General features: G+C 72.1%; 27 protein-coding genes. 10 read left to right on the top strand and 17 right to left on the bottom strand.

All coding sequences use genetic code 11. The features are described 5' to 3' along the window. The first annotated feature begins 69 nt into the window (after positions 1–69). Complete coding sequence (locus tag C2L58_RS39325) at positions 70–1,305, top strand: alpha/beta hydrolase (protein ID WP_103342688.1); 1,236 nt, start codon at positions 70–72, stop codon at positions 1,303–1,305. Between the two features lie 168 nt (positions 1,306–1,473). On the opposite strand, the gene prcA is transcribed toward C2L58_RS39325, so the two are convergent. The 4 genes from prcA to dop form a co-directional block, all read right to left on the bottom strand. Then, positions 1,474–2,265, bottom strand: a complete 792-nt coding sequence (gene prcA / locus C2L58_RS39320) for a proteasome subunit alpha (RefSeq protein ID WP_103342687.1) — start codon at positions 2,263–2,265, stop codon at positions 1,474–1,476. A gap of 54 nt (positions 2,266–2,319) precedes the next feature. Then, positions 2,320–3,174: a proteasome subunit beta gene (gene prcB / locus C2L58_RS39315; protein ID WP_103342686.1), complete on the bottom strand. Its 855-nt coding sequence runs from the start codon at positions 3,172–3,174 to the stop codon at positions 2,320–2,322. A 112-nt stretch (positions 3,175–3,286) separates the two neighbouring features. After that, positions 3,287–3,481: a ubiquitin-like protein Pup gene (locus C2L58_RS39310; protein WP_013226725.1), complete on the bottom strand. Its 195-nt coding sequence runs from the start codon at positions 3,479–3,481 to the stop codon at positions 3,287–3,289. Positions 3,482–3,668: 187 nt separating this feature from the next. Then, on the bottom strand, positions 3,669–5,171 hold the full coding sequence (gene dop, locus C2L58_RS39305; protein WP_103342685.1) for a depupylase/deamidase Dop: 1,503 nt from the start codon (positions 5,169–5,171) through the stop codon (positions 3,669–3,671). A gap of 41 nt (positions 5,172–5,212) precedes the next feature. Here dop and C2L58_RS39300 point away from each other — a divergent pair, with 41 nt between their 5' ends. Continuing rightward, a complete protein-coding gene (locus C2L58_RS39300) occupies positions 5,213–5,731 on the top strand; it encodes an NUDIX domain-containing protein (protein WP_103342684.1) in 519 nt (172 codons plus the stop codon). Here C2L58_RS39300 and C2L58_RS39295 read toward each other — a convergent pair. Genes C2L58_RS39295 through C2L58_RS39285 form a run of 3 tightly spaced genes read right to left on the bottom strand, consistent with a single transcriptional unit; the run spans position 5,722 to position 7,663 of the window. Continuing rightward, positions 5,722–6,336, bottom strand: a complete 615-nt coding sequence (locus tag C2L58_RS39295; RefSeq protein ID WP_199191658.1) for a hypothetical protein — start codon at positions 6,334–6,336, stop codon at positions 5,722–5,724. The genes C2L58_RS39300 and C2L58_RS39295 overlap by 10 nt on opposite strands. Before the next feature lie 53 nt (positions 6,337–6,389). Beyond that, the gene (locus tag C2L58_RS39290; RefSeq protein WP_233226190.1) at positions 6,390–7,331 is read right to left on the bottom strand and encodes an aldo/keto reductase; all 942 of its coding nucleotides are present in this window, start codon (positions 7,329–7,331) and stop codon (positions 6,390–6,392) included. Beyond that, on the bottom strand, positions 7,328–7,663 hold the full coding sequence (locus tag C2L58_RS39285) for a hypothetical protein (RefSeq protein ID WP_103342682.1): 336 nt from the start codon (positions 7,661–7,663) through the stop codon (positions 7,328–7,330). Before C2L58_RS39285 ends, C2L58_RS39290 begins: the two co-directional genes overlap by 4 nt. Positions 7,664–7,710: 47 nt before the next feature. Between C2L58_RS39285 and C2L58_RS39280 the strand changes: the two genes are divergently transcribed. Beyond that, on the top strand, positions 7,711–8,049 hold the full coding sequence (locus tag C2L58_RS39280) for an ArsR/SmtB family transcription factor (RefSeq protein WP_103342681.1): 339 nt from the start codon (positions 7,711–7,713) through the stop codon (positions 8,047–8,049). Between the two features lie 67 nt (positions 8,050–8,116). Beyond that, positions 8,117–8,998 (top strand): TIGR03620 family F420-dependent LLM class oxidoreductase, encoded by an 882-nt coding sequence (locus tag C2L58_RS39275; protein ID WP_103342680.1) that lies wholly within the window; start codon positions 8,117–8,119, stop codon positions 8,996–8,998. Here C2L58_RS39275 and C2L58_RS39270 read toward each other — a convergent pair. Continuing rightward, positions 8,987–9,811, bottom strand: coding sequence for a DUF3626 domain-containing protein (locus C2L58_RS39270; RefSeq protein ID WP_103342679.1), 825 nt, complete (start codon positions 9,809–9,811; stop codon positions 8,987–8,989). The genes C2L58_RS39275 and C2L58_RS39270 overlap by 12 nt on opposite strands. Positions 9,812–9,887: 76 nt before the next feature. On the opposite strand from C2L58_RS39270, the gene C2L58_RS39265 reads away from it, so the two are divergent. Then, entirely contained in the window at positions 9,888–10,817 is a 930-nt protein-coding gene (locus C2L58_RS39265) for a DMT family transporter (RefSeq protein ID WP_103342678.1), read from the top strand. Positions 10,818–10,979: 162 nt separating this feature from the next. On the opposite strand, the gene arc is transcribed toward C2L58_RS39265, so the two are convergent. Further along, entirely contained in the window at positions 10,980–12,782 is a 1,803-nt protein-coding gene (gene arc, locus C2L58_RS39260; protein WP_103342677.1) for a proteasome ATPase, read from the bottom strand. A gap of 366 nt (positions 12,783–13,148) precedes the next feature. On the opposite strand from arc, the gene C2L58_RS39255 reads away from it, so the two are divergent. Then, positions 13,149–14,081: a hypothetical protein gene (locus tag C2L58_RS39255; RefSeq protein WP_103342676.1), complete on the top strand. Its 933-nt coding sequence runs from the start codon at positions 13,149–13,151 to the stop codon at positions 14,079–14,081. A 13-nt stretch (positions 14,082–14,094) separates the two neighbouring features. Continuing rightward, positions 14,095–14,547 (top strand): hypothetical protein, encoded by a 453-nt coding sequence (locus C2L58_RS39250; RefSeq protein ID WP_103342675.1) that lies wholly within the window; start codon positions 14,095–14,097, stop codon positions 14,545–14,547. Between the two features lie 27 nt (positions 14,548–14,574). Here the strand turns inward: C2L58_RS39250 and C2L58_RS39245 are convergent, their stop codons facing one another. The 3 genes from C2L58_RS39245 to C2L58_RS39235 all read right to left on the bottom strand — a co-directional run bounded on the left by C2L58_RS39245 (position 14,575) and on the right by C2L58_RS39235 (position 17,140). Next, positions 14,575–15,087: a pentapeptide repeat-containing protein gene (locus C2L58_RS39245; protein ID WP_233226189.1), complete on the bottom strand. Its 513-nt coding sequence runs from the start codon at positions 15,085–15,087 to the stop codon at positions 14,575–14,577. 5 nt (positions 15,088–15,092) lie between these two features. Continuing rightward, complete coding sequence (locus tag C2L58_RS39240) at positions 15,093–15,923, bottom strand: tRNA (adenine-N1)-methyltransferase (protein WP_103342775.1); 831 nt, start codon at positions 15,921–15,923, stop codon at positions 15,093–15,095. Between the two features lie 65 nt (positions 15,924–15,988). Next, positions 15,989–17,140 (bottom strand): site-2 protease family protein, encoded by a 1,152-nt coding sequence (locus tag C2L58_RS39235; RefSeq protein ID WP_103342674.1) that lies wholly within the window; start codon positions 17,138–17,140, stop codon positions 15,989–15,991. A 348-nt stretch (positions 17,141–17,488) separates the two neighbouring features. On the opposite strand from C2L58_RS39235, the gene C2L58_RS39230 reads away from it, so the two are divergent. From C2L58_RS39230 to C2L58_RS39220, 3 genes are all read left to right on the top strand, one after another. Then, positions 17,489–18,388 carry a RecB family exonuclease gene (locus C2L58_RS39230; RefSeq protein ID WP_103342673.1) on the top strand — a complete coding sequence of 300 codons (900 nt, stop codon included), beginning with the start codon at positions 17,489–17,491 and terminating at the stop codon, positions 18,386–18,388. Beyond that, positions 18,388–19,179: a thioesterase family protein gene (locus C2L58_RS39225; RefSeq protein ID WP_103342672.1), complete on the top strand. Its 792-nt coding sequence runs from the start codon at positions 18,388–18,390 to the stop codon at positions 19,177–19,179. Before C2L58_RS39230 ends, C2L58_RS39225 begins: the two co-directional genes overlap by 1 nt. A 64-nt stretch (positions 19,180–19,243) precedes the next feature. Continuing rightward, the gene (locus C2L58_RS39220) at positions 19,244–20,179 is read left to right on the top strand and encodes a ParA family protein (protein WP_103342671.1); all 936 of its coding nucleotides are present in this window, start codon (positions 19,244–19,246) and stop codon (positions 20,177–20,179) included. A gap of 57 nt (positions 20,180–20,236) precedes the next feature. Here C2L58_RS39220 and hisG read toward each other — a convergent pair whose 3' ends face one another. The 5 genes from hisG to C2L58_RS39195 all read right to left on the bottom strand — a co-directional run bounded on the left by hisG (position 20,237) and on the right by C2L58_RS39195 (position 24,211). Continuing rightward, on the bottom strand, positions 20,237–21,082 hold the full coding sequence (hisG, locus tag C2L58_RS39215) for an ATP phosphoribosyltransferase (RefSeq protein ID WP_103342670.1): 846 nt from the start codon (positions 21,080–21,082) through the stop codon (positions 20,237–20,239). Positions 21,083–21,129: 47 nt separating this feature from the next. Then, positions 21,130–21,393 carry a phosphoribosyl-ATP diphosphatase gene (locus C2L58_RS39210; protein WP_086681128.1) on the bottom strand — a complete coding sequence of 88 codons (264 nt, stop codon included), beginning with the start codon at positions 21,391–21,393 and terminating at the stop codon, positions 21,130–21,132. A gap of 120 nt (positions 21,394–21,513) precedes the next feature. Continuing rightward, on the bottom strand, positions 21,514–21,999 hold the full coding sequence (locus C2L58_RS39205; protein ID WP_103342669.1) for a methylated-DNA--[protein]-cysteine S-methyltransferase: 486 nt from the start codon (positions 21,997–21,999) through the stop codon (positions 21,514–21,516). 17 nt (positions 22,000–22,016) lie between these two features. Further along, positions 22,017–23,489, bottom strand: a complete 1,473-nt coding sequence (locus C2L58_RS39200) for an AlkA N-terminal domain-containing protein (RefSeq protein ID WP_103342774.1) — start codon at positions 23,487–23,489, stop codon at positions 22,017–22,019. A gap of 59 nt (positions 23,490–23,548) precedes the next feature. Then, the gene (locus C2L58_RS39195) at positions 23,549–24,211 is read right to left on the bottom strand and encodes an HAD family hydrolase (RefSeq protein ID WP_199191657.1); all 663 of its coding nucleotides are present in this window, start codon (positions 24,209–24,211) and stop codon (positions 23,549–23,551) included. Positions 24,212–24,220 lie beyond the last annotated feature (9 nt).

The following is a 24,220-nucleotide window of genomic DNA, read 5'->3' as shown; positions in this document are numbered from 1 at the left end:
AGTCCTCGCTAGCTTCGTGATCGAGTTGCGGGCCCTCCTGCCCGCGGCCAGGGGACGGGCGGGGAATCGATGGACGGGCTGGGCCTGGCGAGCGCCATCCACCGGGCCGCGAGCGACCCGGTGCTGCCGGGTGACGTCACCGCCCGCGCCCGCGACCTGGGCCCGCTCGAGTCACCGCTCATCTGGCTCGGCTTCGCCTCGGCCGCCGTTGCCGTCCTCGCCGTCGTGGTCACGCTGTGGTACCGCCGCCGCGTCCGGCGCTGGGGGTTCACCGCCTTCGGCGTGCTCCTGCTGCTGGCGTCGGTCACCGCCGTCAACAGCTACGTCGGGTACGTCCGCACCTCCGACGACCTGGCCCGGCTCCTCCAGCGCGGCCCCGGCGTCGTCAACCTCGCCGGCCGCCTGCTCGACGACGGCAAGGAGGCCCCCGAGCCGTCGTCGGGCTCGTCTCCGGATTCCTCGTCGGATTCGTCGTCGCCCGCGCCGCACCCCGGCGCGGGCGCGGCGGCCGCCGGGCAGCGGATCGACGTCGTCAACCTCCCCGACCCCGCCCACGGGATCCCGTCGGGCAGCAACTACGTCATCCTCCCGCCGGGGTACGACAGCGACCCCACCCGCCGCTACCCGGTCGTCTACCTGATCCACGGCTACCCCTTCGGCGGCCCCCGCGACTGGCTCACCTCCGGCGACGCCCCCGGCTCCCTCCTGGCGCTCCAGCAGGCCAACGTCATCGCACCGATGATCGTGGTCAGCGTCGACCTGACCGCCGGCAACCCCAGCACCGACTGGGAGTGCCTGAACGTGCCCGGCGGCCCGCAGCTGGAGAGCTACCTGGCCGGCACCGTGGTCCCGGGCGTCGACCAGCGCTACCGCACGCTCGCCGACCGCACCCACCGGGCGCTGGGCGGCATGTCCGGCGGCGGCTTCGGCGCGCTCAACATCGGCCTCCACCACGTCGACGAGTTCGCCACCCTGGTGATCGCCCTGCCCTACGACGACCTCAACGACTCGGTCGGCATCCTCGACGGCAACCGGGCGGCCATCGCGGCCAACACGCCCCGCCGGTACCTGCCGGCGATGCAGTTCCCGGCGCCGATTTCGGTGATGCTCGCGGTCGGCACCGGTGCGCCTACCGACGTCTCGACGGCGCGCCGGATCGCTGATGCTCTGCATGCCCGGGGGCAGGAGGCGGTGGTGCATGCTGAGCGGGGGTTCAACCACACCTGGCATACCGCTCGGGCTACGTTGCCTTATCTGCTTGCTTTTGCTGATCAGAATTTTCGGACTTCTCCGGCTACGTCCTGAACCCTGCCGGAGTTAGCCCTGCCGGATTTCTCCCGCCGGCCCGAACGCCGGATTGTTCAGCGGCTGCGTATCGGTCGGCAGAGGGTGTGGCCGAGGGCGGGGTGCCTGACCGGAACGGGAGCGGGGCGCGGCCTTCTGGCCACGCCCCGCTTCTGTTCGTTCAGGCATTCACTCGCCTTCGGGCTTGGCCTCCGGCTCCTCGCCCTTCGGGTCCGGGACCGGCAGCAGGGTGTCCAGTGCTGCCCCCGTCAGGCGGCGGAATGCGCGCCGCGGGCGGTCGCGGTCCAGAACCGCCACCTCCAGCTTGATCGGGTCGGCCTCGCCGTTGCCGTTGGCCGAGGTGTTCGCCGAAGAAGACGAGCCCGCCGATGACGTCGACGGGGCCGGCTGGGTCGGTGTCCGCAGGGCCGCCACCGCCACGCCCAGGGCCGCCTGCAGGTCCAGGCCGTCCTCGAACGTCTCCTTCAGCTTGGCCGCGATCTTCTCGTTCTGGCCGCCCATCACGATGTACTGCGGCTCGTCGAAGATCGAGCCGTCGTAGGTCAGGCGGTACAGCTGGTCCTCCGCCGCGGTCGCCGCTACCTCCGCCACGCAGACCTCGACCTCGAACGGCTTGAGCTGCTCGGTGAAGATGCTGCCCAGCGTTGCCGCGTACGCGTTCGCCAGCGCCCGTGCGCTCACGTCACGGCGGTCGTACTGGTAGCCCTTCAGGTCCGCGTGGCGGATGCCCGCCACGCGCAGGTTCTCGAACTCGCTGTAGCGGCCGACCGCGGCGAAGCCGATCCGGTCGTAGATCTCGGAGACCTTGTGCAGCGTCGCCGACGGGTTCTCCGCCACGAACAGCACGCCACCCGAGTACTTCAGCACCACCACGCTCCGGCCGCGCGCGATGCCCTTGCGCGCCAGCTCGGAACGCTCCCGCATCAGCTGCTCGGGAGAGGCATACAACGGCATCGTCACGGTGTGCGCTCCAGGTCTTTCGGTGTTCCAACGTTCACTGGTTCAGCTCCGGAGTCAGGCGAGCCGACGCTGCTGGCGCTCGATCCGCCCCGCCACCACGGCCTCCGCGACCGCCGCGGTCTCGGACTCGGGCAGCTGGACGGCGCCGCGCTCCGCGGTGATCGTCACGACGCTCGGGAAGATTCGCCGCACCAGGTCCGGGCCGCCCGATGCCGTGTCGTCGTCCGCCGCGTCGTACAGGGCCTCCACCGCGACGCGGATCGCGCCTTCGACGTCGGCGTCCGGGTCGTGCAGCTTCTTCAGCGCGGATTTCGCGAACAGCGAACCCGAACCGATCCCGGCGTACCCGCCGTTCTCCTCGTAGCGGCCGCCCGCGGCGTCGTACGACACGATCCGCCCGGCGTGCTTGGCGTCCTCGGCCTCCAGGTCGTACCCCACGAACAGCGGGATCGCCGCCAGCCCGGCCATCGCCATCTCGAGGTTCGCCTTGACCATCCCGGCCAGCTTGTTCGTCTTGCCGTCCAGCGACAGCGAAACGCCCTCGATCTTCTCGTAGTGCGCCAGCTCGACCGCGTACAGCCGCACCATCTCCACGGCCAGCCCCGCCGTGCCCGCGATGCCGACCGCCGAATACTCGTCGGTGACGTGCACCTTTTCGATGTCGCGGCTCGCGATCAGGTTGCCCGACGTCGCCCGCCGGTCACCCGCGATCAGCACACCGCCCGCGAACGTGCACGCGACGATCGTCGTCCCGTGCGGGATGCCCAGCTCGGCCACGCCCGGCGCCACGCGCCGCTCGGGCAGCAGCTCCGGCGCCTGCACGCGCAGGAAGTCCGAAAACGACGACGTCGCCGAGGAGAAGTACGCCGCAGGCAGCGCGGGACCCGAGATGCCCCTGGTGTTGTCCATACGTGCTCAAAAATCCCATCTGTGCGGGCCGGAGCCCCGCGCGCGCAGGACGCCACGCGGAACCCCGGCCGGCCGGCTGAACGGTCGGCAAGGGCGCAGTGCGCCCGAGCGGCTATTCGCCGCCCTTCTGCACGTAGGCCCGGACGAAGTCCTCGGCGTTCTCTTCGAGCACGTCGTCGATCTCGTCGAGGATGGTGTCCACGTCCTCGCCGAGCTTCTCGCGCCGCTCCTGACCCGCCGCGCCGGTGTCGTCGAACTCCTCGTCGGAGTCACCACCGCCGTGCTTTTCGATCTTTTCCTGGGCCATCTCGCCTCCCGGTGTGGCTGATGTTTCCTAGCCTACCCAGCGGCCCCGACATTCGGGGTACTGTGCCGATCGTTACTAATCCGACCACAGTCACGGCCGGATGGCTTCGTAGCAACTGTTACGTGCCGTTCGGGGTCCGGCCTACTTTTGGCCGGATTAGTAACACCGCGATCGCTGGTGCGTCCCGCTAGTCCGAACCGGTGAGCGCCTCCACGAGCTCCTCCGCCGTCGCCGCGTTGTCCAGCAACTTGCCGACGTGCGCCTTCGTCCCCCGCAGCGGCTCCAAGGTCGGGATCCGCACCAGCGACTCCTTGCCCACGTCGAAGATGACCGAATCCCACGAAGCCGCCGCGATCGACGTCGCGTACTTCTCCAGCGCCCGGCCACGGAAGTAGGCCCGCGTGTCCGACGGAGGCGTGGTCACCGCGGCCAGCACCTCCTCCTCCGAGACCAGCCGCTTCATCGAGCCGCGGGTGACGAGCCGGTTGTACAGGCCCTTCGCCAGCCGCACGTCCGAATACTGCAGGTCGACCAGCCGCAGCCGCGGCGCGCCCCAGGCCAGGTTGTCCCGCTGGCGGTAGCCCTCCAGCAGCCGCAGCTTCGCCGGCCAGTCCAGCCGGTCCGCGCACTCCTGCGGGTCGCGCGCCAGGGCGTCCAGGATCTCGCCCCAGACCCGCAGGACCTCCTTCGAGGCCTGGTCGGCGCCGGTGCGCTCCAGGTTCTGCGAGGCGATCTCGTGGTAGGCGAACTGCAGGTCCAGCCCGGTGTACTTCCTGCCGTTGGCCAGCGCGACCTGCGTCTTCAGCGTCGGGTCGTGGCTGATCTGGTGCACCGCCTTGACCGGCTCGTCGAGCTTCAGGTCGTCGAACCGGATGCCCGACTCGATCAGGTCCAGCACCAGCGCCGTCGTCCCGACCTTCAGGTACGTCGAGTACTCCGACATGTTCGCGTCGCCGATGATGACGTGCAGCCGGCGGTACTTGTCCGCATCCGCGTGCGGCTCGTCGCGGGTGTTGATGATCCCGCGCTTGAGCGTGGTCTCCAGGCCGACCTCGACCTCGATGTAGTCGGCGCGCTGGGAGAGCTGGAACCCGGCCTCTTCACTCTGCTGGCCGATGCCGAGCCGGCCCGAGCCGGTCACCACCTGCCGCGACACGAAGAACGGGGTCAGCCCGGCGATGATCGCGGTGAACGGCGTCGACCGCGCGCACAGGTAGTTCTCGTGGGTGCCGTAGCTGGCGCCCTTGCCGTCCACGTTGTTCTTGTACAGCTGCAGCTGCGGCTGACCCGGCACGGAGGCGGCCTTCATCGCCGCCTCCTCCATCACCCGCTCGCCGGCCTTGTCCCAGATGACCGCGTCGCGCGCGTTCGTCACCTCGGGCGCCGAGTACTCCGGGTGCGCGTGGTCGACGTACAGCCGCGCGCCGTTGGTGAGGATGACGTTCGCCGCCCCCAGGTCCTCGACGTCCGGGTCGTGCCCCGGGCCGCCCGGGCCGGTCAGGTCGAACCCGCGCGCGTCCCGCAGCGGGCTCTCCACCTCGTAGTCCCACCGCGCCCGCCGGGCGCGCGGGATGTCGGCCGCGGCCGCGTAGGCCAGCACGACCTGGGTGGAGGTGAGTACCGGGTTCGCCGTCGCGTCGCCCGGCACGGAGATGCCGTACTCGACTTCGGTTCCCATGATCCGCCGCATGTCACCACCCTACGGGGTCGTCCTAGTGGAACGATGCACCCATGCCAGGCAGTGACGAACTCGTTGCCCTCTATGACCAGGGCGGCAGGGTGGTCGGCAGCACCGTCCGCACCCGCCTCCGCCGCGAGGGCCTGTGGCACGCCGCCGGCGTCGTCCTGGTCCGTTCGGGTGACGGAAGCGCGGTCTACGTGCACCTCCGCACCCCCGGGAAGGACGTCTTCCCCTCCACCTGGGACTGCTGGGCCGGCGGCGTGGTGGCCGCCGGCGAAACCCCGGCCGAGTGCGCGCGCCGCGAACTCGCCGAGGAACTCGGTGTCCAGGGAGTGGAACCCGTGCCCCTGTTCACCAAGGTTTACGACGACGGGCGCAACCGCTGCCACAACTTCGCCTTCGAAGTCCGCTGGGACGGCCCGATCCGCCACCAGGCCGAAGAGATCGTCGAAGGCCGCTGGATCACCCTGGCGGAGCTGCGGGCCTGGGTCGACGACCCGGCTCCGGAGCTGCCCTTCATCCCCGACGGCCGCGAAGGCGTCCAGGAATGGTTCCGCCGCTACGGCTGAGCGGCGAGCTTCGCCGTCATCGCGGGCAGCAGGCGCTTCGCCGCGTCCACCGCCCGGGTCTCCGTGCTCGCCGAGACCGTCAGCTCGGACACGAGCAGTCCCTTGGCCAGCAGCACCGTGCAGGTCTTGCCGTCGCACCAGGCCTGCTGCCGCTCGACCCCGGCCTGGACGGGAACGGTCACCGGCTTGCCCGCGCACTCGTTCTCGGCGACGGCCCGGGCGGCCGATCGGTCCGGGAACACCACGACACGGTGGCTCAGCACCGACCCGCTGGGGTAGCGCCAGGTCGCCGTCCGGCCGGCCGCCGACGGCCCGTCCGCCAGGCAGCCCGAAGCCTCACCCGAGCCCGGCTGCACGCCTTCCTCGGCGACGTCGGCGTCGGACAGCAGCGCCCGCTGCGCGAGGCCACCGAGATCAGGCTGCGCCGGGGCCGCCTTCGCCGGGCTCACCGGGACTTCCGACGTCTTCGGTGCCGCCGGGACCGCCGAGGACGTGGGGACCGGATCGTCGTAGTACGTCTCGAGGTTGTTCGGATCGGGCCCGTCGCAGCCCGTGAGACCCACGAACGCGACCGCGGCCAACGCGATCGCCTGCCGATGACGCACCTGCTCCGGCCTCCTGTTGTCCGTGGCGTGCCTGCGAAGGGTAATGCAGCCCGTCAGTCCCACTCCAAGGAGGACCGGTGTCGCCAGTACGCCCCGGGCTCCTCGGCGAGCGCGGTCAGTGATTCCCGTTCCGCCGCGGTCAGGTCCAGCGCCGTGGCCCGCAGGTTCGCCGCGAGCTGAGCCGGGCTCGCCGGGCCGATGACCGCTTGGCCCGCCCACTCGTTCGCCAGCACCGCGGCCACCGCGACCGCGTCCGGCCCGGTCCCGTGCGCGGCGGCGATCTCCCGGACCACGGCCGGGGCTTCGACCGCCAGCCGGCCGTTGGCCAGGGTTTCCTTGATCAGCACCCGGTTCCCGGCCGTGTGCGCCGCGGCCAGCGCCGGCCCCGCGGACGGTTCCAGGACGTTCCACGTCGACTGCACCGCCGAGAACACCGGACGCCCGGCCACTTCCAGCGCGAACGCCCGCTCGATCGCGTCCGCCTGAGCCGGCCCGGAGGTGGAAAACCCGACCGCGACACCGTTCGCGGACAGCTCCGCGAGTGCTTCGAGCAACGGCTCGTCGGTGAAGAGCGGACTGTCCACAGTGAGCGAATGCACCTGGTACAGCCCGACCCGATCCCCCAGCAGCGCCAGGGTTTCCGCCCACTGCGCGGCGAACCGCGCCGCCGAGTGCTCCTTCACCTCGTGCACGCCGGCGTCGAGCCGCCACTCCCCGACGTAGGCGTAGCCCCACTTGCTGGAGATCTCGACGCCGGTGGGCCCGCGCTCGGCGAGCCAGCCGGCGAGGAACTCCTCGGAGCGCCCGTAGGAGCGGGCGACGTCGACGTGCCGGACGCCCGCGGCGTAGGCGTCGTCGAGCACCGCGAAGGTCGCCGCGCGCATCGAAGCGACGTCCCGCACCGGCGGCAGCGCCGCGTCCCGCCCCAGGTTGATGTACGCGGGACGGCCGAGCGCCGCCAGGCCGAGGGCGACGCGGTCCACGCGCGCGCTCACGCGGTCTGCTTGTGCCGCAGGATGGCCAGCCACTGCCCCGAGGTCTGGGCTTGGCGGTGGAGCTTCTCCAGGCGCGCGGCCGGGGCCCGGACGTAGCCCTTGCCGAAGACGGGGGCGATCTGCCGCAGGCTGGCGCCGCCTTCACGGGCCGCGAGCAGCAGCCAGTCCGAGGCGTCGGCGCAGGCCGCGGACGCGCGGCGCAGCTCGCCGAGCATGTCGATGAGTTCCTGGGCGCTCACCTCTCCCGCCTCGACGGCGGCGGCCGTCGTCTCGAGCCAGGCCAGGACGGCGGCTTCGGTGATGGGCGCGTGGGGCCGGGGTTCTTCGGTCACGCCGGTGAGTATAGGTCGTTATACGCCGATATACTCGCAGCGACACCATGACGACGCGCACTGGATCCGAGGCCGAGGTCGAGCAGTTGCTCGACGTCTTCAAGGCGCTCGCGAACCCGGTGCGGCTGCGGGTGCTGCGGTGGCTGCGGGACCCTGAGCGGCACTTCCCGGTGGACCGGGCGATCGCCGATCCGGTCGAGGTCGGGGTGTGCGTGAGCCACATCCAGGAGAAGCTGGGGCTCGCGCAGTCGACGGTGTCGGCGTACATGGCTTCGTTGCAGCGCGCCGGGCTGGTGCGGGCGACGCGGGTCGGCAAGTGGACGCACTACAAGCGGGACGAAGCGCGGATCGCCGAGCTCGTCGCCGTCCTCGGCCGCTCTCTCTGACCTCACCCTCCCCCGGGTTCACCACCCCGTCGGCCGCTTATATCGTAAATCTGCGATACTTCGATTTATGGGTACGATCGAGAACATGCGGCTCGGCCGCTACGGGATCTGGACGTTCGACTTCGAGGACCAGCCGGCCGGCCTGATCCGGGATTCGGTGCGGGAACTGGAAGAGCTCGGCTGGCCGGCGGTCTGGATCCCGGAGAGCGAGGGCCGGGAAGCGCTGACGCACGCCGGCTTCCTGCTGTCGGCCACCGAACGCCTCACCGTCGTCAACGGCATCGCGCAGATCTGGGCCCGCGAGCCGCAGTGGACCCGCGGCGCGGCCCTGCTGCTGGCGGACGCCTACCCGGACCGCCACCTGCTGGGCCTCGGCTTCGGCGCCGGAAAGCCCGGCGTGAAGCCGCTCCGGGCGATGAACGACTACCTCGACGCGCTGGACGCCGGCAAGGACGTCAACCCCGCCCCGCACGGCCCGATGCGCCGGATCCTCGCGGCGTACGGCCCGAAGATGCTGGAGCTGGCCCGCGACCGGTCGGCGGGCGCGCACACCTACCACGTGACGCCGGAACACACGGCCCAGGCACGGGAGATCCTCGGCGCCGGCCCGTTCCTCGGCGTCGAGCACGCCGTGCTCTTCGAAACCGACCCGGCCCGGGCGCGGGAGATCGCCCGCGCCCACCTGCACCTGTACCTCACCTCGGAGTACAACGTCGCCAAGTTCCGGCGGCTCGGCTACACCGAAGAGGACATCGACGGCGGCCGCGGCAGCGATCGCCTCGTCGACGACCTCGTGCTCTGGGGCGACCTCGAGGCGATCACCGCGAAGCTGGGCGGGCACCTCGACGCGGGCGCCGACCACGTCGGCGTCCAGGTCATCGGGGTCGAGCCGGGGACCTCGGCCATGCCGCACTGGCGGCGGCTGGCCGAGGCACTGCTACCCGCGTAGGCCGAACCGCGCGGTGCAGTGCCACACGCGCTTGAGCACCTGGGGGTCGTGCCGGCCGGCGCGGACGGCGTCGCCGATGACGCGGGCGTCCAGCCACCCGTCCTCGGCGATGTCTTCGCCGGCCCGCACGGCCTCCTCGCCGCGGTAGTCCGCGTGCCGGGCGAGCTCCGCCACCGAGAGCCGGAACCCGTGGTGCCAGTACGTCGGGAACCGGAAGCCGGCGGCCGCCGCCTCGACGTCGGTGCCCCGGAAGGACGGGTCCAGCACCAGGGCCGCGACGTCGTCCGGCAGTCGCAGCGGGCCGTGGACGTGGGCTTCGATGTAGTCGTCGAGCTCGTCGGGGGCGGCCGCCTCGACGAGCGGGATCAGCGGCATGTGCGTGCGCGTGCCGAAGTGCGCCGGTTCGTGGAAGCTGTCCGGGTAGCAGAACGTCGTGCGCGTCAGCACGTCCCGCTTGAGCCGGAAGTGCGCCGACCCGAACCGAACCGAGCCACCGGCCCGGCGGCGGCGGTGGTCGAGCGAGCCGTACTTCGGCCGCTGCGACGGCGGCAGCTCGTCGTAGACGCCGCCGAACATCCGGTGCTCCCAGTGCCACCGGGCGCCGCCGGGGTGCGCGGTCAGGCCGCCGTTGCCCGTGCCGGTCTCGAACTGCGAGCGGTAGACCCCGTCGGTCAGCCAGTGCCGCAGCAGCGGCACCGCCCCCACCAGCCGGTCCGGGTGGAAGTGGATCGTGACGTCCAGGTCCTCCGGCAGCGGCGGTCCCTCCGCCCGAGCCGCGACGTACTCGACCGCTGCCTGCCATTCCTGCCCCATGGTATAGGTCGTTATACACAACACGGCGTCGGAAAACCACTGGCTTCGGGACCGGTCCGCCGGTTTGACTGCGGCCATGCGACGGGTGGAGTTCGGGGTCACGGTGCGGTTCGCGCTGCTGGCCATCGTGTGGGGTGCGAGTTTCCTGTTCATCAAGGTGGGTCTCGCCGGGCTCTCCCCCGGCCAGGTCGCGCTGGCCCGGGTCGCGCTGGGCGCCTTGGCGCTGGCGGCCGTCCTGGTGGTGCGCCGGCGGCCGCTCCCCCGCGATCCCGTGCTGTGGGGTCACCTGGTGGCCGTGTCGGTGCTGCTGTGCGTGGTGCCGTTCCTGCTCTTCTCGTGGGCGGAGCAGTACATTTCCTCCGGCTTGGCCAGCATCTTCAACGCGACGACGCCGCTGGTCACGATGCTGCTGGCGGCCGCGGCGCTGCCGGACGAGCGGTTCACCCCGCCGCGGGTGCTCGGCCTCCTGCTCGGGTTCGCCGGGGTGCTCACCATCGTCGGGGTATGGCACGGGATCGACGTGTCGCACGAGCTGACGGCCCAGCTCGCCTGCCTCGGCGCGACGGCGTGTTACGGCGCGTGTTTCGTCTATCTGCGCCGGTTCCTCTCACCTCGTGGGACGGACCCGGTGGTCGTTGCGTTCGGGCAGACGGCGTCGGCGACGGTGATCCTGGGCCTGCTGACCCCGGTGGTCGCGGCGACGCCGGTGCACCTGAGCCTGCCGGTGGTGGCGAGCATGGTGGCCCTCGGCGTCTTCGGCACGGGCCTCGCGTACGTCTGGAACACCCGGATCATCGCCGCCTGGGGCGCGGCCAACGCCTCGGCGGTGACGTACCTGACGCCGGTGGTGGGCGTGCTGCTCGGCGTGCTGGTGCTGGGCGAGCCGGTGAGCTGGAACCAGCCGGCCGGGGCGCTGCTGGTGGTGCTGGGAATTCTCGCCGCCCATGGAAAGTTGCGCGTGCGACGCTCAACCCCGACGGAAACCGAGCTGGCCGACGTCAAATGACCACACCGGGGGTCCGGGGGCTCGCCCCCGGGCGGGGTTCGGGGGCTGCATCCCCCAACGACACGAGGCGGGTGAGGTCTGCTTGCGCTTCCCGCAAGCAGACCTCACCCGCCTCAGCCGCCGGGGCGGTCGCCGAAGCGGCCGCCCCATCGCGCGTCCGAACTACAGGTACTGACCGGTGTTCGTGGCGGTGTCGATCGCCCGCCCCGAGTCCTGGTTCTTGCCGGTGACGAGCGTGCGGATGTAGACGATCCGCTCGCCCTTCTTGCCGGAGATCCGGGCCCAGTCGTCCGGGTTGGTGGTGTTGGGCAGGTCCTCGTTCTCCGCGAACTCGTCGACGATCGCGTCGAGCAGGTGCTGCACGCGGAGACCGGGCTGCTTGGTCTCCAGCACCGACTTGATCGCCGACTTCTTCGCCCGGTCCACGATGTTCTGGATCATCGCGCCCGAGTTGAAGTCGCGGAAGTACAGGACTTCCTTGTCCCCGTTGGCGTAGGTCACCTCGAGGAACCGGTTCTCGTCGCTCTCCTCGTACATCCGCTCGACGGTGTGCTGGATCATCGCGTCGAACGTCGCCTTCGGGTCCCCGCCGAACTCGGCGAGGTCGTCGGCGTGGATGGGCAGGCCTTCGGCCAGGTACTTGGAGAAGATGTCCTTCGCGCCTTCGGCGTCCGGACGCTCGATCTTGATCTTGACGTCGAGCCGGCCCGGCCGCAGGATCGCCGGGTCGATCATGTCTTCGCGGTTGGAGGCGCCGATGACGATGACGTTTTCCAGGCCTTCGACACCGTCGATCTCCGACAGCAGCTGCGGCACGATCGTGGTCTCCACGTCGGACGAAACGCCCGACCCACGGGTCCGGAAGATCGAGTCCATCTCGTCGAAGAACACGATCACCGGGGTGCCCTCGGAGGCCTTCTCCCGCGCCCGCTGGAAGATCAGGCGGATGTGCCGCTCGGTCTCCCCGACGAACTTGTTGAGCAGCTCGGGACCCTTGATGTTCAGGAAGTAGGACTTCCCGTCCTCGTTGTCGCCCCGCGCCGCCGCCACCTTCTTGGCCAGCGAGTTCGCCACCGCCTTGGCGATGAGCGTCTTGCCGCAGCCCGGCGGGCCGTAGAGCAGGACACCCTTGGGCGGCCGCAGCTGGTACTCCTGGTAGAGGTCGGCGTGCAGGAACGGCAGCTCGACCGCGTCCCTGATCTGCTCGATCTGCCGGGTGAGGCCACCGATGTCCTCGTAGCGGACGTCGGGCACCTCCTCCAGCACCAGGTCCTCGACCTCCGCCTTCGGCACGCGCTCGTACGCGTAGCCGGCCTTGGAGTCGACCAGCAGCGAGTCGCCCGGCTTGAGCGGCTGCTCGGCCAGCAGGTCGGAGAGCAGGACCACCCGCTCTTCGTCCGCGTGCCCGACCACCAGCGCGCGAAGGCTGCCGCCCTCGACGTCGGCGGCGAGCACCTCACGCAACGCGCAGACTTCGCCGGTGCGCTCGAAGCCGCCGGCCTCGACCACGGTGAGCGCTTCGTTGAGCCGCAGCGCCTGGCCGCGCCGCAACGAAGAGAGCTCGACCGCGGGCGACACCGACACCCGCATCTTCCGGCCGGCCGTGAAGACGTCCACCGTGTTGTCCTCGTACGCCTCGACGAAGACGCCGTACCCGGACGGTGGCTGGGCCAGCCTGTCGACCTCTTCGCGGAGGGCGAGGAGCTGTCCTCGCGCTTCGCGCAGGGTTTCGACCAGTTTGGTGTTGCGCTCGGTGAGCTGGCTCACCCTTTCCGAGGCCTCGGCGAGCCGCTGTTCGAGAACGCGGTTCTGCCGTGGCGAGTCCGTCAGTTTGCGGCGCAGCAGCGCCACTTCTTCCTCGAGAAAACGGATCTGCCGAGCCTGCTCGTCCGCCGTCGTCCCAGCTCCGGATGTTGCTGAAGGGTCGGCCTCCTCGCGCCGACCTCCGGGAAGGTCATGATGCATCGGGCACCTCCTCGGAGTGCTTTTCATTCCACGGTACCGGCGATCACCGACAAGAAAAGGCCTTTCCGCATCACAAGATCGGCGCGTCGCGGTTTGCCGGCCACCCCCAGCACGGACATTCCCGCAGCGCAAGCGGCCATTTCGGTGCCGTGACGCCGGTGTGTGACGAGTCCGTCCGGGCCGGGATGAAGCAAGCACGTCGGGAGTACCCCGCCCGCCGCACCCCCAACCGCGCCCGGGATCCGGGCAATTCCGGCCAGTTCCGCCCTAACCGCGCGGCGGGACGGCCCGGTGGCTAGCATCGGGCGACGCCGTGCCGGCCCCGATGGCCGGGCGCTATCGAAGGAACGCTAGGGGGCACCTGTCATGACCTACCCGCCGCAGCAACCGGGCGGCTACGGCCAGCAGCCCGACGGCTACGGGCAGCAGCCCGGGCCGTACGGCCAGCCGCAGCAGGGCGGCTACCCCCAGAGCGGCCCCCAGGCCCAGCCCGGCTACGGCGGCACCCAGCAGTTCGGCCAGCCCGGCCCGTACGACGGCACGCAGCAGTACGGGCAGCCCGGCGGGTACGACGGCGGCACGCAGCAGTACGGGCAGCCCGGGCCGTACGACCAGCCCGGCCAGGGCGGTTACCAGCCGCAGACGGGCCCTCAGCCCCAGCAGGGCTACCCGCAGTACGGCCAGCAGGACCAGTGGGGCCAGCCGCCCCAGTCCTTCGGCGGCCACGACCCGTACGGCGGCGGCTTCGGCGAAGCGCCCCCGCCCAAGAAGAAGACCGGCCTGATCGTCGGCATCGCGGCGGCCGCGGTGGTGCTCGTCGGCGGCGGCGTGACCGCGTTCGTGCTCATGAACGGCAACGACCAGCAGACCGCCGCACCGCCCGCGAGCAGCAGTTCGTCCGCGCCGATCCCGCCCTCGACGGCGCCGAAGGCGTCCACCCCGAAGCCCAAGAGCACCGCGCCGACCAGCCCGACGTCGAAGAGCAGCAAGCCGGCGGGCGGCCCGGCGCCGAGCGGCAAGCCGAGTTCCCAGGAGCTGTTCGACACCACCCTCGCGGCCTACAACGCGGGCGACGAGAAGGCGCTCGGCGACACCATCTGCCGCAGCGTCTTCGAGGGCACCACCGGCGAGATCCCGAAGGTCACGGTGAAGCTGACCGGAACTCCGGAGGAGACCGGCGACAAGGCCACGGTCCGCTACTCGGCCACCGACGGCAGCAAGACCAAGGTCGGCACGATGTCGGCGCAGAAGGAATCCGGGCTCTGGTGCTTGTCCAACGTCCACGCGGACGGCTCGTGAGCACCCCGCGGCGGTGAACCGCGCGTTGACCGCCGGGCTGGTGCTGCTCGGCGTGGCCGGGGCGGGCGTCGTGCTCGGGCTGCTGCTGGTCGCCTCGGCCGGCTCCCCACCCGCGGCGTCGGACACGCGGACCCCGTCGCCCCGTCCGTCGGCTCCGCCCCCGGCCCCCGACGAGGCCGACACCGCGGCGGTGGCGGTACTGGCCCGTGCGATCGTCGACGCGATCGCCCGCCACGACTCGGCGGCGTTCGGGAAGCTCACCTGCCGCCCGCAGACCGCCGAGGCGCTCGCCGGCCTCCAGCGAACCTGGGACGCGGCGGGCCCGGTCACGGCGAAGCTGGCCGCACCGCCCGACCTGCGCGGCGAGTCCGCGACGGCGAAGGTGCACGTCGAAGCGGCGGGCGGCACCAAGGACACGCCCTTCCCGCTGCACAAGGAGAACGGCCGCTGGTGCGTGCCGGGCTAGACCGACGGCACGGACACCCGGCCGCGGTCAGGGTCGCGGCCGCTGGTGCGTGCCGGGCGGCGTGAACCCGTCGGGCCGGCGGGTGGTCGCGTCCGCGAGGACTCCGGTCAGGTCCGCGTCCGCCAGGTCGGCCGCGCCGAGGTCGGCCCCGCGCAGATCCGCGTCCCGCAGGAGCGCGCCGGTCAGGGTCGCGCCGGTGAGGGTCGCGTTCCGCAACACCGCGCCCTCCAGGTTCGCCCCGTCCCGCAGGTCGACCCGCTCCAGCTCGGACCACACGCCCGGTTCGATCATCCCGCCGCGGCGCAGCGCGCCGATCGCGGCGGCAACGTCGCCGGCCGGACCGCCTTCGCGACGCGGCGTCCCCGGCACCCATGGCGCGCCCGGGCGCAGACGAACGACGTGAGCAGCGCGTGGACGTGCCCGCGGTACCGGGAGTCGAGCTCCGACGAGCCAGGACGGCGCGAAGCCCACGCACAGCACCAGCAGCACGGCGACCACGACCGCGGCCACCGCGAACCCGGCCTTCCGGCGCGGGGGCACTTCCCTCAGCCCTTGCCCTTGCTGGGCCGGCGCGAGACCCGCGGGGACACCGTGCCGTCCGCCAGCCGGCGCGCGGTGAGCAGGAACGCCGTGTGCGCCACCATCCGGTGGTCCGGGCGGACCGCCAGGCCCACCACGTGCCACGGGCGCATCAGCGTCTCCCACGACTCCGGCTCGGTCCAGCACTGCTGCTCGCGCAACGACTCCGTGACGCGCGAAAGCTGTGTCACCGTCGCGACGTAGACCGTCAGCACGCCGCCCGGCACGAGGTGGGCGGCCACGTTCGGCAGCTGGTCCCACGGCGCCAGCATGTCCAGCACGACCCGGTCGACCTCGCCCTCGTGGGTGGCCAGGTCGGCCACCGTGAGCGACCAGTTGGCCGGCTTCTCGCCGAAGAACTTCACCACGTTGCGCTCGGCGTGCTCGGCGTGGTCGTCGCGGATCTCGTAGGAGTGCACCTGCCCGGCCGGGCCGACCGCGCGCAGCAGCGAGCACGTCAGGGCGCCGGAACCGGCGCCCGCCTCGAGCACGCGCGCGCCGGGGAAGATGTCGCCCCACATCACGATCTGCGCCGCGTCCTTCGGGTAGATCACCTGCGCGCCGCGGGGCATCGAGAGGACGTAGTCCGGCAGCAGGGGGCGCAGCGCGAGGTAGGTCGACCCGCCCGCGGACGTCACCACCGACCCTTCGGGCCGGCCGATCAGGTCGTCGTGGGCCAGGGCACCGCGGTGGGTGTGGTACTCACCACCGGCGGCCAGCGTCAGGGTGTAGTGCCGCCCCTTCGAGTCGGTCAACTGCACCCGATCACCCGCGCTAAACGGTCCGCTGACCGACAACACTTCCTCCTGCTGTAACCCGTTTGGCCGACGCCAGATCTTCGCAGGCCGCGCGGGCGCCGGGGTCAGCGGGTACGGCGGTTCAGCGCGGCCCGCAGGTCGTCCCGGCGCAGCACGCCCGCCGGGCGGCCCTCGTCGTCGACCACGAGGAACTGCCACGCCGCGGTTTCGCGGACCCGCTCGACGACGTCCTCCCCCGGCTCCGACGCCAGCAGCACGGTCTCGGCGCGGATCGGTTCGGCCGCGAACTCGGCCGGGGCGTGCGGCGAGGAGCTCGCGAGCCGCTCCGCCGCGCCCACGTCGAGGAGCCCGGCCGCCACGCCGTCGGCGCGGACCAGGACCACGCCCCGGCCGGCCGACGCGGCCAGCGCGTCCGACACCGGGCTTTCGGCGGGCAGCTGGAGCACCGGCCGGACCAGCTCGTCCAGGACCAGGCCTTCCGGCCACGTGCGGCGGGCTTCGGCGGCCAGCTCCGAGCGCGCGCCGAGGATCACGAACCACGCCGTCACGACGCAGACGCCCAGCCGCAGCCAGCGGTCCGGGCTCGCGGTCGCCAGGCCCCACAGGGCCCAGACCAGCAGCCCGGCGGCGACGACCGCGCCGCCGGCGACCGCCGCGCGCGTGCCCTTGGCGCGGATGCCGGTGGCCGCCCAGACGCCCGCGCGGACCAGCCGGCCGCCGTCGAGGGGCAGGCCGGGCAGCAGGTTGAACACGCCGACGGCGAGGTTCGCCACCGCGCACTCGGCCACGAGCATCCACACCGCGCCGTCCGGCGGCACGGCGAACATCAGCAGCCCGCAGAAGCCGCCGAGCAGCAGCGACACGGCGGGACCGGCGGCGGCGACCAGGCCTTCGTCGCCCGGGCGTTTCGGGGTGCGGGCCACTTCGGACAGACCGCCGAGCAGGAACAGCCGCAGCCGCCGCACGGGAATCCCCAGCCGCAGCGCGACCAGGCAGTGCCCGAGCTCGTGCGCGAGCACGGACAGGCCCAGCAGCAGCGCGAACGCGCCGGCCAGCAGCCACGACGTCGTCGCCGAAGCGTCCGGGAGCAGCCGCCCGACCAGCGGCGCGTAGAGCACGACGACGACCAGCGAGCCGACCCACCAGGACGGCGCGAGCAGCACCGGCACCCCGGCGACCCGGAACAGCACGAGGCCACCGTCCGGGCGGACGGCCTGCCGGGTCCCCCCGGTGCCCTGCTCACTGGTCGCGGCCATGCGGAGAGCCTAGAGCCCCGGGTGTGGGTAACGGGTGATCCGGCCCCCACCGGTGTCGCAACCGGACGACCCACGTACCCGGACGGACGACCCGCGTACCTGATCGGTCGGCTCGCGTACCTGGACGGTCGGTTGGCGTACCTGGGCGGTCGGTTCGTCGCCGGAGCGAGCCGACCCTCGGGGTACGCAAGCCGACCCTCCGGGTACACGAGCCGACCCTCCGGGTACGCAAGCCGACCCTCGGGGTACGCGAGCCGACCCTCGGGGTACGCGGGTCGTCGGGGCCGGCAGGCGGTGGCGGGCGTTGCGGTCGCCGGAACTGTCGGACCCCGGCGTTACGCTCTGCCCATGCCCGACGCCGACACCGTGACCACCGACACCCCAGCCGCCGCCGTCGCCACCGAGGTGCGGCGGCGGCCCGCGTTGTCGCCGTCACGGGCCAGCGACTTCAAGCAGTGCCCGCTGCTCTACCGGTTCCGCGCGGTCGACCGGCTGCCGGAGGTCCCGACCAAGGCCCAGCTGCGCGGCACGCTCGTCCACTCCGTCCTGGAACGGCTCTTCGCCCTGCCGGCCGCCGAACGCGTCCCGCCGCGGGCCCGCGAGCTGCTCGGCCCGGCGTGGAGCGAGCTGTCCGCGGACCGTCCGGAGTGGACCGAACTGTTCGACGGCGGAAAGCCCGACGACCACGCGGACTGGCTCCGGTCGGCGGAAAAGCTGCTGGACGCCTACTTCGAGCTGGAAGACCCGCGGCGGCTGGAACCCGAGGCCTGCGAGCTGCACGTCGAGATCGAGCTCGGCTCCGGTGTCCTGCTGCGCGGTTACATCGACCGGCTCGACGTCGCGCCGACCGGCGAGATCCGGGTCGTCGACTACAAGACCGGTGCCGCGCCGCGCGAGATCGGCGAGGCCAAGGCGATGTTCCAGATGAAGTTCTACGCCGTGGTGCTGTGGCGGCTGCGCGGGATCGTGCCCCGCCAGCTCAAGCTGATGTACCTCACCGACGGCCAATCGCTCGCCTACACCCCGGACGAAGCCGAGCTGCTGCGCTTCGAACGCACGCTGGAAGCCATCTGGCAGGCCATCCTCAGGGCGGGCAAGACCGGCGACTTCCGGGCGAACAAGAGCAAGCTGTGCAACTGGTGCGACCACCAGGCACACTGCCCCGAGTACGGCGGCACCCCGCCCGAATACCCCGGCTGGCCGGAGCCCGACGCGGGCGACGAGACACCGCTGGACCGGGCCGACTGATGGCCGACGCCTTCTACGTCCCGCTCGGCGACGGCCGGTTCGCCGCGACCGGGCACACGGCCGGGCCGTGGACGCCGGACGCCCAGCACTTCGGCCCGCCGTCGGCGTTGCTCGTCCGGGCTCTCGAAACCGTCGAACCCGCCCATCCGGCCGAGCTCGCCCGGGTGACCGTCGAGATCCTCGGCCCGGCCCCGGTCGCCGAGCTCACCGTGCGGGCCCGGGTCGAGCGGCCCGGCCGGTCGGTCGAACTGCTGCAGGCCGAGCTGGCGAGCGCCGGGCGGGTCGTCGCGCGGGCGTCGGCGTGGCGCATCGCGACGTCCGACACGGCGGAGATCGGCACCGACGCCGGCCCGCTGCTGCCCGGAGCTGGCAGTGTCGAAGAGTCACCGTGGCCGGAGGGCTGGCAGGCCGGCTACCTCGACGCGGTCGAGTGGCGCGCGGTGCGCGGCGGCATGGACGTGCCCGGCCCGGCGGCCGTGTGGGCCCGCCAGCGCGTCCCGCTGGTCGACGGCGAGGAACCGAGCGGCCTGCAGCGGCTGTTCGCCGTCGCGGACTCCGGCAACGGCGTGTCCAACTACCTCGACCCGCGGCAGTGGTGGTTCATCAACTCGGAGCTCACCGTGCACCTGCGGCGGACGCCGGCCGGCGAGTGGATCGGCCTCGACGCGGTCACGCTGGTCGGCAAGCACGGCATCGGCACGGCGACCAGCATCCTGCACGACGCCGACGGCCCGGTCGCCACCGGCGCGCAGGCGCTGATGGTCCGGCCGCGACAGGCCGGGGGCGGATAGCCACCCACAACGGGCCCGCATCCAATAACCTTCGCGGAACGACCGACTTGAGGAGCGCTCCGGCATGCAGATCACCTCGGTGGTCAACCAGAAAGGCGGGGTCGGCAAGACCTCACTGAGCGTCGGCACCGCAGCCGCACTGGCTGAGAAGGGCCGCCGGGTGCTCCTGGTCGACCTCGACCCGCAGGGCCACGCGACGACCGAGATGCTCGGGCTGTCCGAAGTCCCCGCGGACCGGCCGAGCCTGGCGAAGGCGCTGGCCAAGACGTGGAAGGGGCCGATCGAGGACCTCGTCGTGCCGCACCCGCGCAGCAACCTCGGCAAGGGTGGCGCGCTCGACGTCGTGCCGACGTCACCGGGGATGTTCGACCTGATCCGGCGGCTCGACTCGTTCCGCGTGCCCGGCTGGCAGCTGGCGCGGGTCATCCAGTTCGCCAACTACGACCACTGCGTCATCGACTGCCCGCCCGCGCTGGACGTGCTGACGAACAACGCGCTGGCGGCGTCGCACGGCATCCTCGTCCCGGTCCAGCCGGACAAGACCAGCATCCGGGCCCTGCGGCTGCTGGCCGATCAGGTCCGGTACGTCGAGCAGACCGTCGGGCGGCAGCCGCTGTCGTGGTTCGGCCTGGTGCCGAGCCTGTACCGGCGGCCGATCTCGCACTACGCGGCCGCGGCGCTGCAGGAGATGTACGACTTCGGCATCCCGATGCTGTCGCACCTGCCGCTGGGCGTGGTGATGAACGAGGCGGCGGCGCACGGCGTCCCGGTGACGACGTACGCGCCGGAGACGCTGCAGGCGCTGTCCTTCCGCGAGATCGCGGAAACGCTGGACAGCCACCTGGAGCACAACGCCGCGCCGGCGGTGGTCCCGGCCGACGAGGAGTTCGTCTTCGAGGACTTCATCTCGGAGGTCGCGGTGGCCCGCAACGTCAACGACAACGGCGCCCGCAAGGGTCTCTACGACCTGCTGCCGAAGAAACCCAACCGCCCGCGCTGACCCGTCGTGAGTGGTAAGGCGGGTTCTAACCCGCTTTACCACTCACGACCGGCGTGGTCAGAGGCGGCAGGAGCGGATGTCCGAGGCCAGGATCGCCTTGGCGCCCACCTCGGCGAGCTCGTCCATGACGAGGTTGACCTTCTTGCGCGAAACCATCGCGCGCACGGCCACCCAGTCTTCGTCGGCCAGCGGTGCCACCGTCGGCGACTCCAGGCCCGGCGTGATCGCGATCGCGCGCTCCACCAGCGTCCGCGGGCAGTCGTAGTCGAGCATCATGTACTGCTGCGCGAACACGACCCCGCGCAGGCGCGCGGCCAGCTGCGACTTCGCCTTGCTCTCCTCGGTGCCCCGCCGCTGCAGCAGCACGGCTTCCGACACGCAGATCGGGTCGCCGAACGCCACCAGATTGTTCTGCCGCAGCGACCGGCCCGACTCGACGACGTCCGCGATCGCGTCCGCCACGCCGAGCTGGATCGAGATTTCCACCGCGCCGTCGAGGCGGATCACTTCGGCCTCGACGCCGTGGCGGGCGAGGTCGTCGCGGACCAGCCGCGGATACGACGTCGCCAGCCGCTTGCCGTGCAGGTCCGCCGGCTTCCAGTCCCGGCCGGCCGGGGCGGCGTAGCGGAACGTCGAGCCGCCGAAGCCGAGCGCCTGGACCTCTTCGACCGGGGCGCCGGAGTCGAGCGCGAGGTCGCGGCCGGTGATGCCGAGGTCGAGCTCGCCGGAGCCGACGTAGATGGCGATGTCCTTGGGCCGCAGGAAGAAGAACTCGACCTCGTTCACCGGGTCGAGCACCGTCAGGTCGCGCTGCTCATGCCGCTTGCGGTAGCCCGCTTCGCCGAGCATCTCCGTCGCCGCGGCGGCGAGGGCTCCCTTGTTCGGCACGGCAACACGCAGCATTTCGCTTCTCTCCTCGTTCCTCGCCCGGTCCAGCACCGGGCGTCCCGTCACAGGTAGCGGTAGACGTCCTCGGTCGACAGCCCGCGGCCGAGCATCAGCACCTGCACCCGGTACAGCAGCTGGGAGATCTCCTCGGCGAGGCGGTCGTCGGACTCGTGCTCGGCGGCGATCCACACCTCGCCGGCTTCCTCGAGCACTTTCTTGCCCTGGGCGTGCACCCCGGCGTCCAGGGCGACGACGGTGCCGGACCCGTCGGGACGGGTACGCGCGCGCTCGGCAAGCTCCGCGAACAGCTCATCGAAGGTCTTCACGGTCCGGAATCCTTCCATCCCGGACCCCGCGGCGCCGCCCCGCCCCGCCGCGGGTGCTGCCCATCTCACACTCCCGTGGACGCCGGCTCCCACGGGCTGGGACCCGCCGCCGCGCCGAACTCAGAACAGCACGCCCTGCTCGAAGTCCAGCAGGTACCGCTTGCGCTCGAGACCGCCGCCGTAGCCGGTGAGCGAGCCGGTCGAGCCGACCACCCGGTGGCACGGGACGATGATGCCGATCGGGTTCTTGCCGTTGGCCAGGCCCACGGCACGCGACGCCGCGGGGTTGCCCAGCCGGTCCGCCAGCTGCCCGTAGGAAATCGTCGTGCCGTACGGGATCTTGCGCAGCTCGGCCCACACCGACTGCTGGAACGGCGTGCCCACGAAGGCCAGCGGCACCTCGAACTCGTGGCGCTGCCCGGCGAAGTACTCCTTCAGCTCGGTTTCGGCGCGGTCGAAGACTTCCGCGCCGGGGTCGTGCGAGCCGAAGGTCAGCTCGTCCGGGCGGTGGCGCTGGTCGACCATGTAGAGGCCGCAGAGCGCGGCGCCCTCGGCGACCAGCGTCAACGGGCCGCACGGGCTGTCGACGACGGCGTGGGTGCGCATGGGTTCTCCTGTCGGTTTCATGCCGCGGGCATCCGGTTGATCGCGTGGTCTCCGGTGGCCCACAGGTGCTGGGTGGCGTAGGCGCGCCAGGGGCGCCACGCCGCGGAGCGGGCGACGACGGCGGCCTGGCCGCCGAGGCCCAGAACTTCCGTCGCCGCGTACTTGATGCCGAGGTCGGTGGGGAGGAACGCGTCCGGGTCGCCCAGCGCCCGCATGGCGATGCTTTCGACCGTCCACGGGCCGAAGCCGGGCAACGCGCCCAGCGCGGCCCGGGCCGCTTCCCAGTCGCTGCCCGCGCCGAGGTCCAGGCCGTCGGTCAGCGCCGAGACCAGCCCGAGCAGCGTGCGACGGCGGCTGCGCGGCATGGCCAGCGTCTCGGGATCCAGCGAGGCGAGCGCCTCGGGCGACGGGAACAGGTGGGTCAGGCCGCCTTCGGGGTCGTCGACCGGTTCGCCGTGCGCGACCACGAGCCGCGCCGCGTGGGTCCGCGCCGCCGCCGTCGAGACCTGCTGGCCCAGCACGGCCCGCACGGCGAACTCGGCGCCGTCGGGGGTGCGCGGGACCCGGCGGCCGGGGGCGGCGGCGACCAGCGGGGCGAGGAGCGGGTCGGTGGCGAGCTGGTCGTCGACGGCGACCGGGTCGGCGTCGAGGTCGAGCAGGCGGCGGCAGCGGCTGGTGGCGGCCGGCAGGTCCCGCAGGTCGGCCAGGGTGAGCCGGCAGGCTATGTAGCCGGCAGCGGGGTCTCCGGGGCGCAGCGCGACGACGCCGTGGCCGTGCGGCAGCCGCAGCGTCCGCCGGTAGGCGCCGTCCCGCCACTCCTCCACGCCCGGCACGCCGGTCGCCACGAGGTGCCCGAAGAGGTTGTCCGGGCACAGCGGCTTCCGGTAGGGCAGCCGCAGGACCAGCGCCCCGGCCGCCGAAGGCCGGCCCTTCGCGCGCTGCCGCAGTTCGGTCGGCGAGAGGGCGAACACCTCGCGGACGGTGTCGTTGAACGTCCGGATGCTGCCGAACCCGGCGGCCAGGGCCAGCTCCGTCATCGGCAGCGCGGTCGTCTCGATCAGGGTGCGCGCGGTCTGCGCGCGCTGGGCCCGGGCCAGCGCCAGCGGTCCGGCGCCGAGTTCGGCGAACACCTGCCGTTCGACCTGCCGGACGCTGTAGCCGAGCCGGGCGGCGAGACCGCTGACACCTTCGGTGTCGACGACGCCGTCCGCGATCAGCCGCATCGCGCGCGCCACCAGGTCGGCGCGCTCGTTCCACAGCGGCGAGCCGGGACTGGCGTCCGGACGGCAGCGCTTGCACGCCCGGAACCCGGCCTGCTGGGCGGCCGCCGCGCTCGGGTGGAAGCTCATGTTCTGCCGCTTGGGCGGCACGACCGGGCAGCTGGGCCGGCAGTAGATCCGGGTCGTCAGCACCGCGCAGTAGAACCACCCGTCGAACCGGGCGTCCTTCGCCTGCACGATGCGCACGCACCGCTCGAAGTCCTCATGCACCACGTCAGCATCGCGGACCCGGGCCACCCCGGGCTAGCGGAAAAGCGACATGGTCGTGGTCAGCCGAGCAGGGCCGCCAGCGCCGGCACGTCGATGCCCACCAGGGAGTCGCGGAACACGCGCCGCTCCCCCGCCTCGACCGGGACGTCGTTCGGGATCACCAGCACCGTGCAGCCCGCCGCGACCGCGGACGCCGTGCCCGGCGGGGAGTCCTCCACCGCGATGCAGCGCGCGGGGTCGGCACCGAGCAGCTCGGCCGCCTTGAGGTACGGGCGCGGGTGCGGCTTGTTCAGGCCTTCGACCTCGTCGCCGCAGACGGTCACGTCGAAGAAGTCCCGCCCGATCGTGTTCAGGGCGAGTTCGGTCAGGTCCCGCTCGGTGGAAGTGACCAGTGCCGACCGCAAGCCCGCCTCGCGCACCGCCGTCAGCGCTTCGCGCGCGCCCGGGCGCCACGGCAGCTCGTCGTCGAACAACCCGGCCGTGCGACGGCGGATCTCCGCGCCCGTCGACGCGATCGCCTCGGGCGTCACCGGAAGGCCGGCCACTTCGAGGAGGTACGCCGAGGTGTCGTCCATATTGGACCCGACGAGCGTCATCCGCTGCTCTTCGGAAAGCTTGCCGCCGAGCCACTCCGCCGTCTCGTAGAGGGCGATGTCCCACAGCTTCTCGGAATCGACGAGCGTGCCGTCCATGTCCCACAGCACGGCGACGAGTCCGTCCACCGTCGACGC

This window comes from Amycolatopsis sp. CA-126428 (genome assembly GCF_002904335.1).
Taxonomy (GTDB): Bacteria; Actinomycetota; Actinomycetes; order Mycobacteriales; family Pseudonocardiaceae; genus Amycolatopsis.
Note: the sequence above shows the minus strand (reverse complement) of the source record. Positions and strands in the feature narration are given on the sequence as shown.

Coding starts and splice junctions, on each gene's coding strand:
- C2L58_RS39325 (WP_103342688.1), top strand. CDS start 70: ATGGACGGGCTGGGCCTGGCGAGCGCCATCCACCGGGCCGCGAGCGAC.
- prcB (WP_103342686.1), bottom strand. CDS start 3,174: ATGGACAACACCAGGGGCATCTCGGGTCCCGCGCTGCCTGCGGCGTAC.
- C2L58_RS39310 (WP_013226725.1), bottom strand. CDS start 3,481: ATGGCCCAGGAAAAGATCGAAAAGCACGGCGGTGGTGACTCCGACGAG.
- dop (WP_103342685.1), bottom strand. CDS start 5,171: ATGCGGCGGATCATGGGAACCGAAGTCGAGTACGGCATCTCCGTGCCG.
- C2L58_RS39300 (WP_103342684.1), top strand. CDS start 5,213: ATGCCAGGCAGTGACGAACTCGTTGCCCTCTATGACCAGGGCGGCAGG.
- C2L58_RS39280 (WP_103342681.1), top strand. CDS start 7,711: ATGACGACGCGCACTGGATCCGAGGCCGAGGTCGAGCAGTTGCTCGAC.
- C2L58_RS39275 (WP_103342680.1), top strand. CDS start 8,117: ATGGGTACGATCGAGAACATGCGGCTCGGCCGCTACGGGATCTGGACG.
- C2L58_RS39270 (WP_103342679.1), bottom strand. CDS start 9,811: ATGGGGCAGGAATGGCAGGCAGCGGTCGAGTACGTCGCGGCTCGGGCG.
- C2L58_RS39265 (WP_103342678.1), top strand. CDS start 9,888: ATGCGACGGGTGGAGTTCGGGGTCACGGTGCGGTTCGCGCTGCTGGCC.
- arc (WP_103342677.1), bottom strand. CDS start 12,782: ATGCATCATGACCTTCCCGGAGGTCGGCGCGAGGAGGCCGACCCTTCA.
- C2L58_RS39255 (WP_103342676.1), top strand. CDS start 13,149: ATGACCTACCCGCCGCAGCAACCGGGCGGCTACGGCCAGCAGCCCGAC.
- C2L58_RS39235 (WP_103342674.1), bottom strand. CDS start 17,140: ATGGCCGCGACCAGTGAGCAGGGCACCGGGGGGACCCGGCAGGCCGTC.
- C2L58_RS39230 (WP_103342673.1), top strand. CDS start 17,489: ATGCCCGACGCCGACACCGTGACCACCGACACCCCAGCCGCCGCCGTC.
- C2L58_RS39225 (WP_103342672.1), top strand. CDS start 18,388: ATGGCCGACGCCTTCTACGTCCCGCTCGGCGACGGCCGGTTCGCCGCG.
- C2L58_RS39220 (WP_103342671.1), top strand. CDS start 19,244: ATGCAGATCACCTCGGTGGTCAACCAGAAAGGCGGGGTCGGCAAGACC.
- hisG (WP_103342670.1), bottom strand. CDS start 21,082: ATGCTGCGTGTTGCCGTGCCGAACAAGGGAGCCCTCGCCGCCGCGGCG.
- C2L58_RS39205 (WP_103342669.1), bottom strand. CDS start 21,999: ATGCGCACCCACGCCGTCGTCGACAGCCCGTGCGGCCCGTTGACGCTG.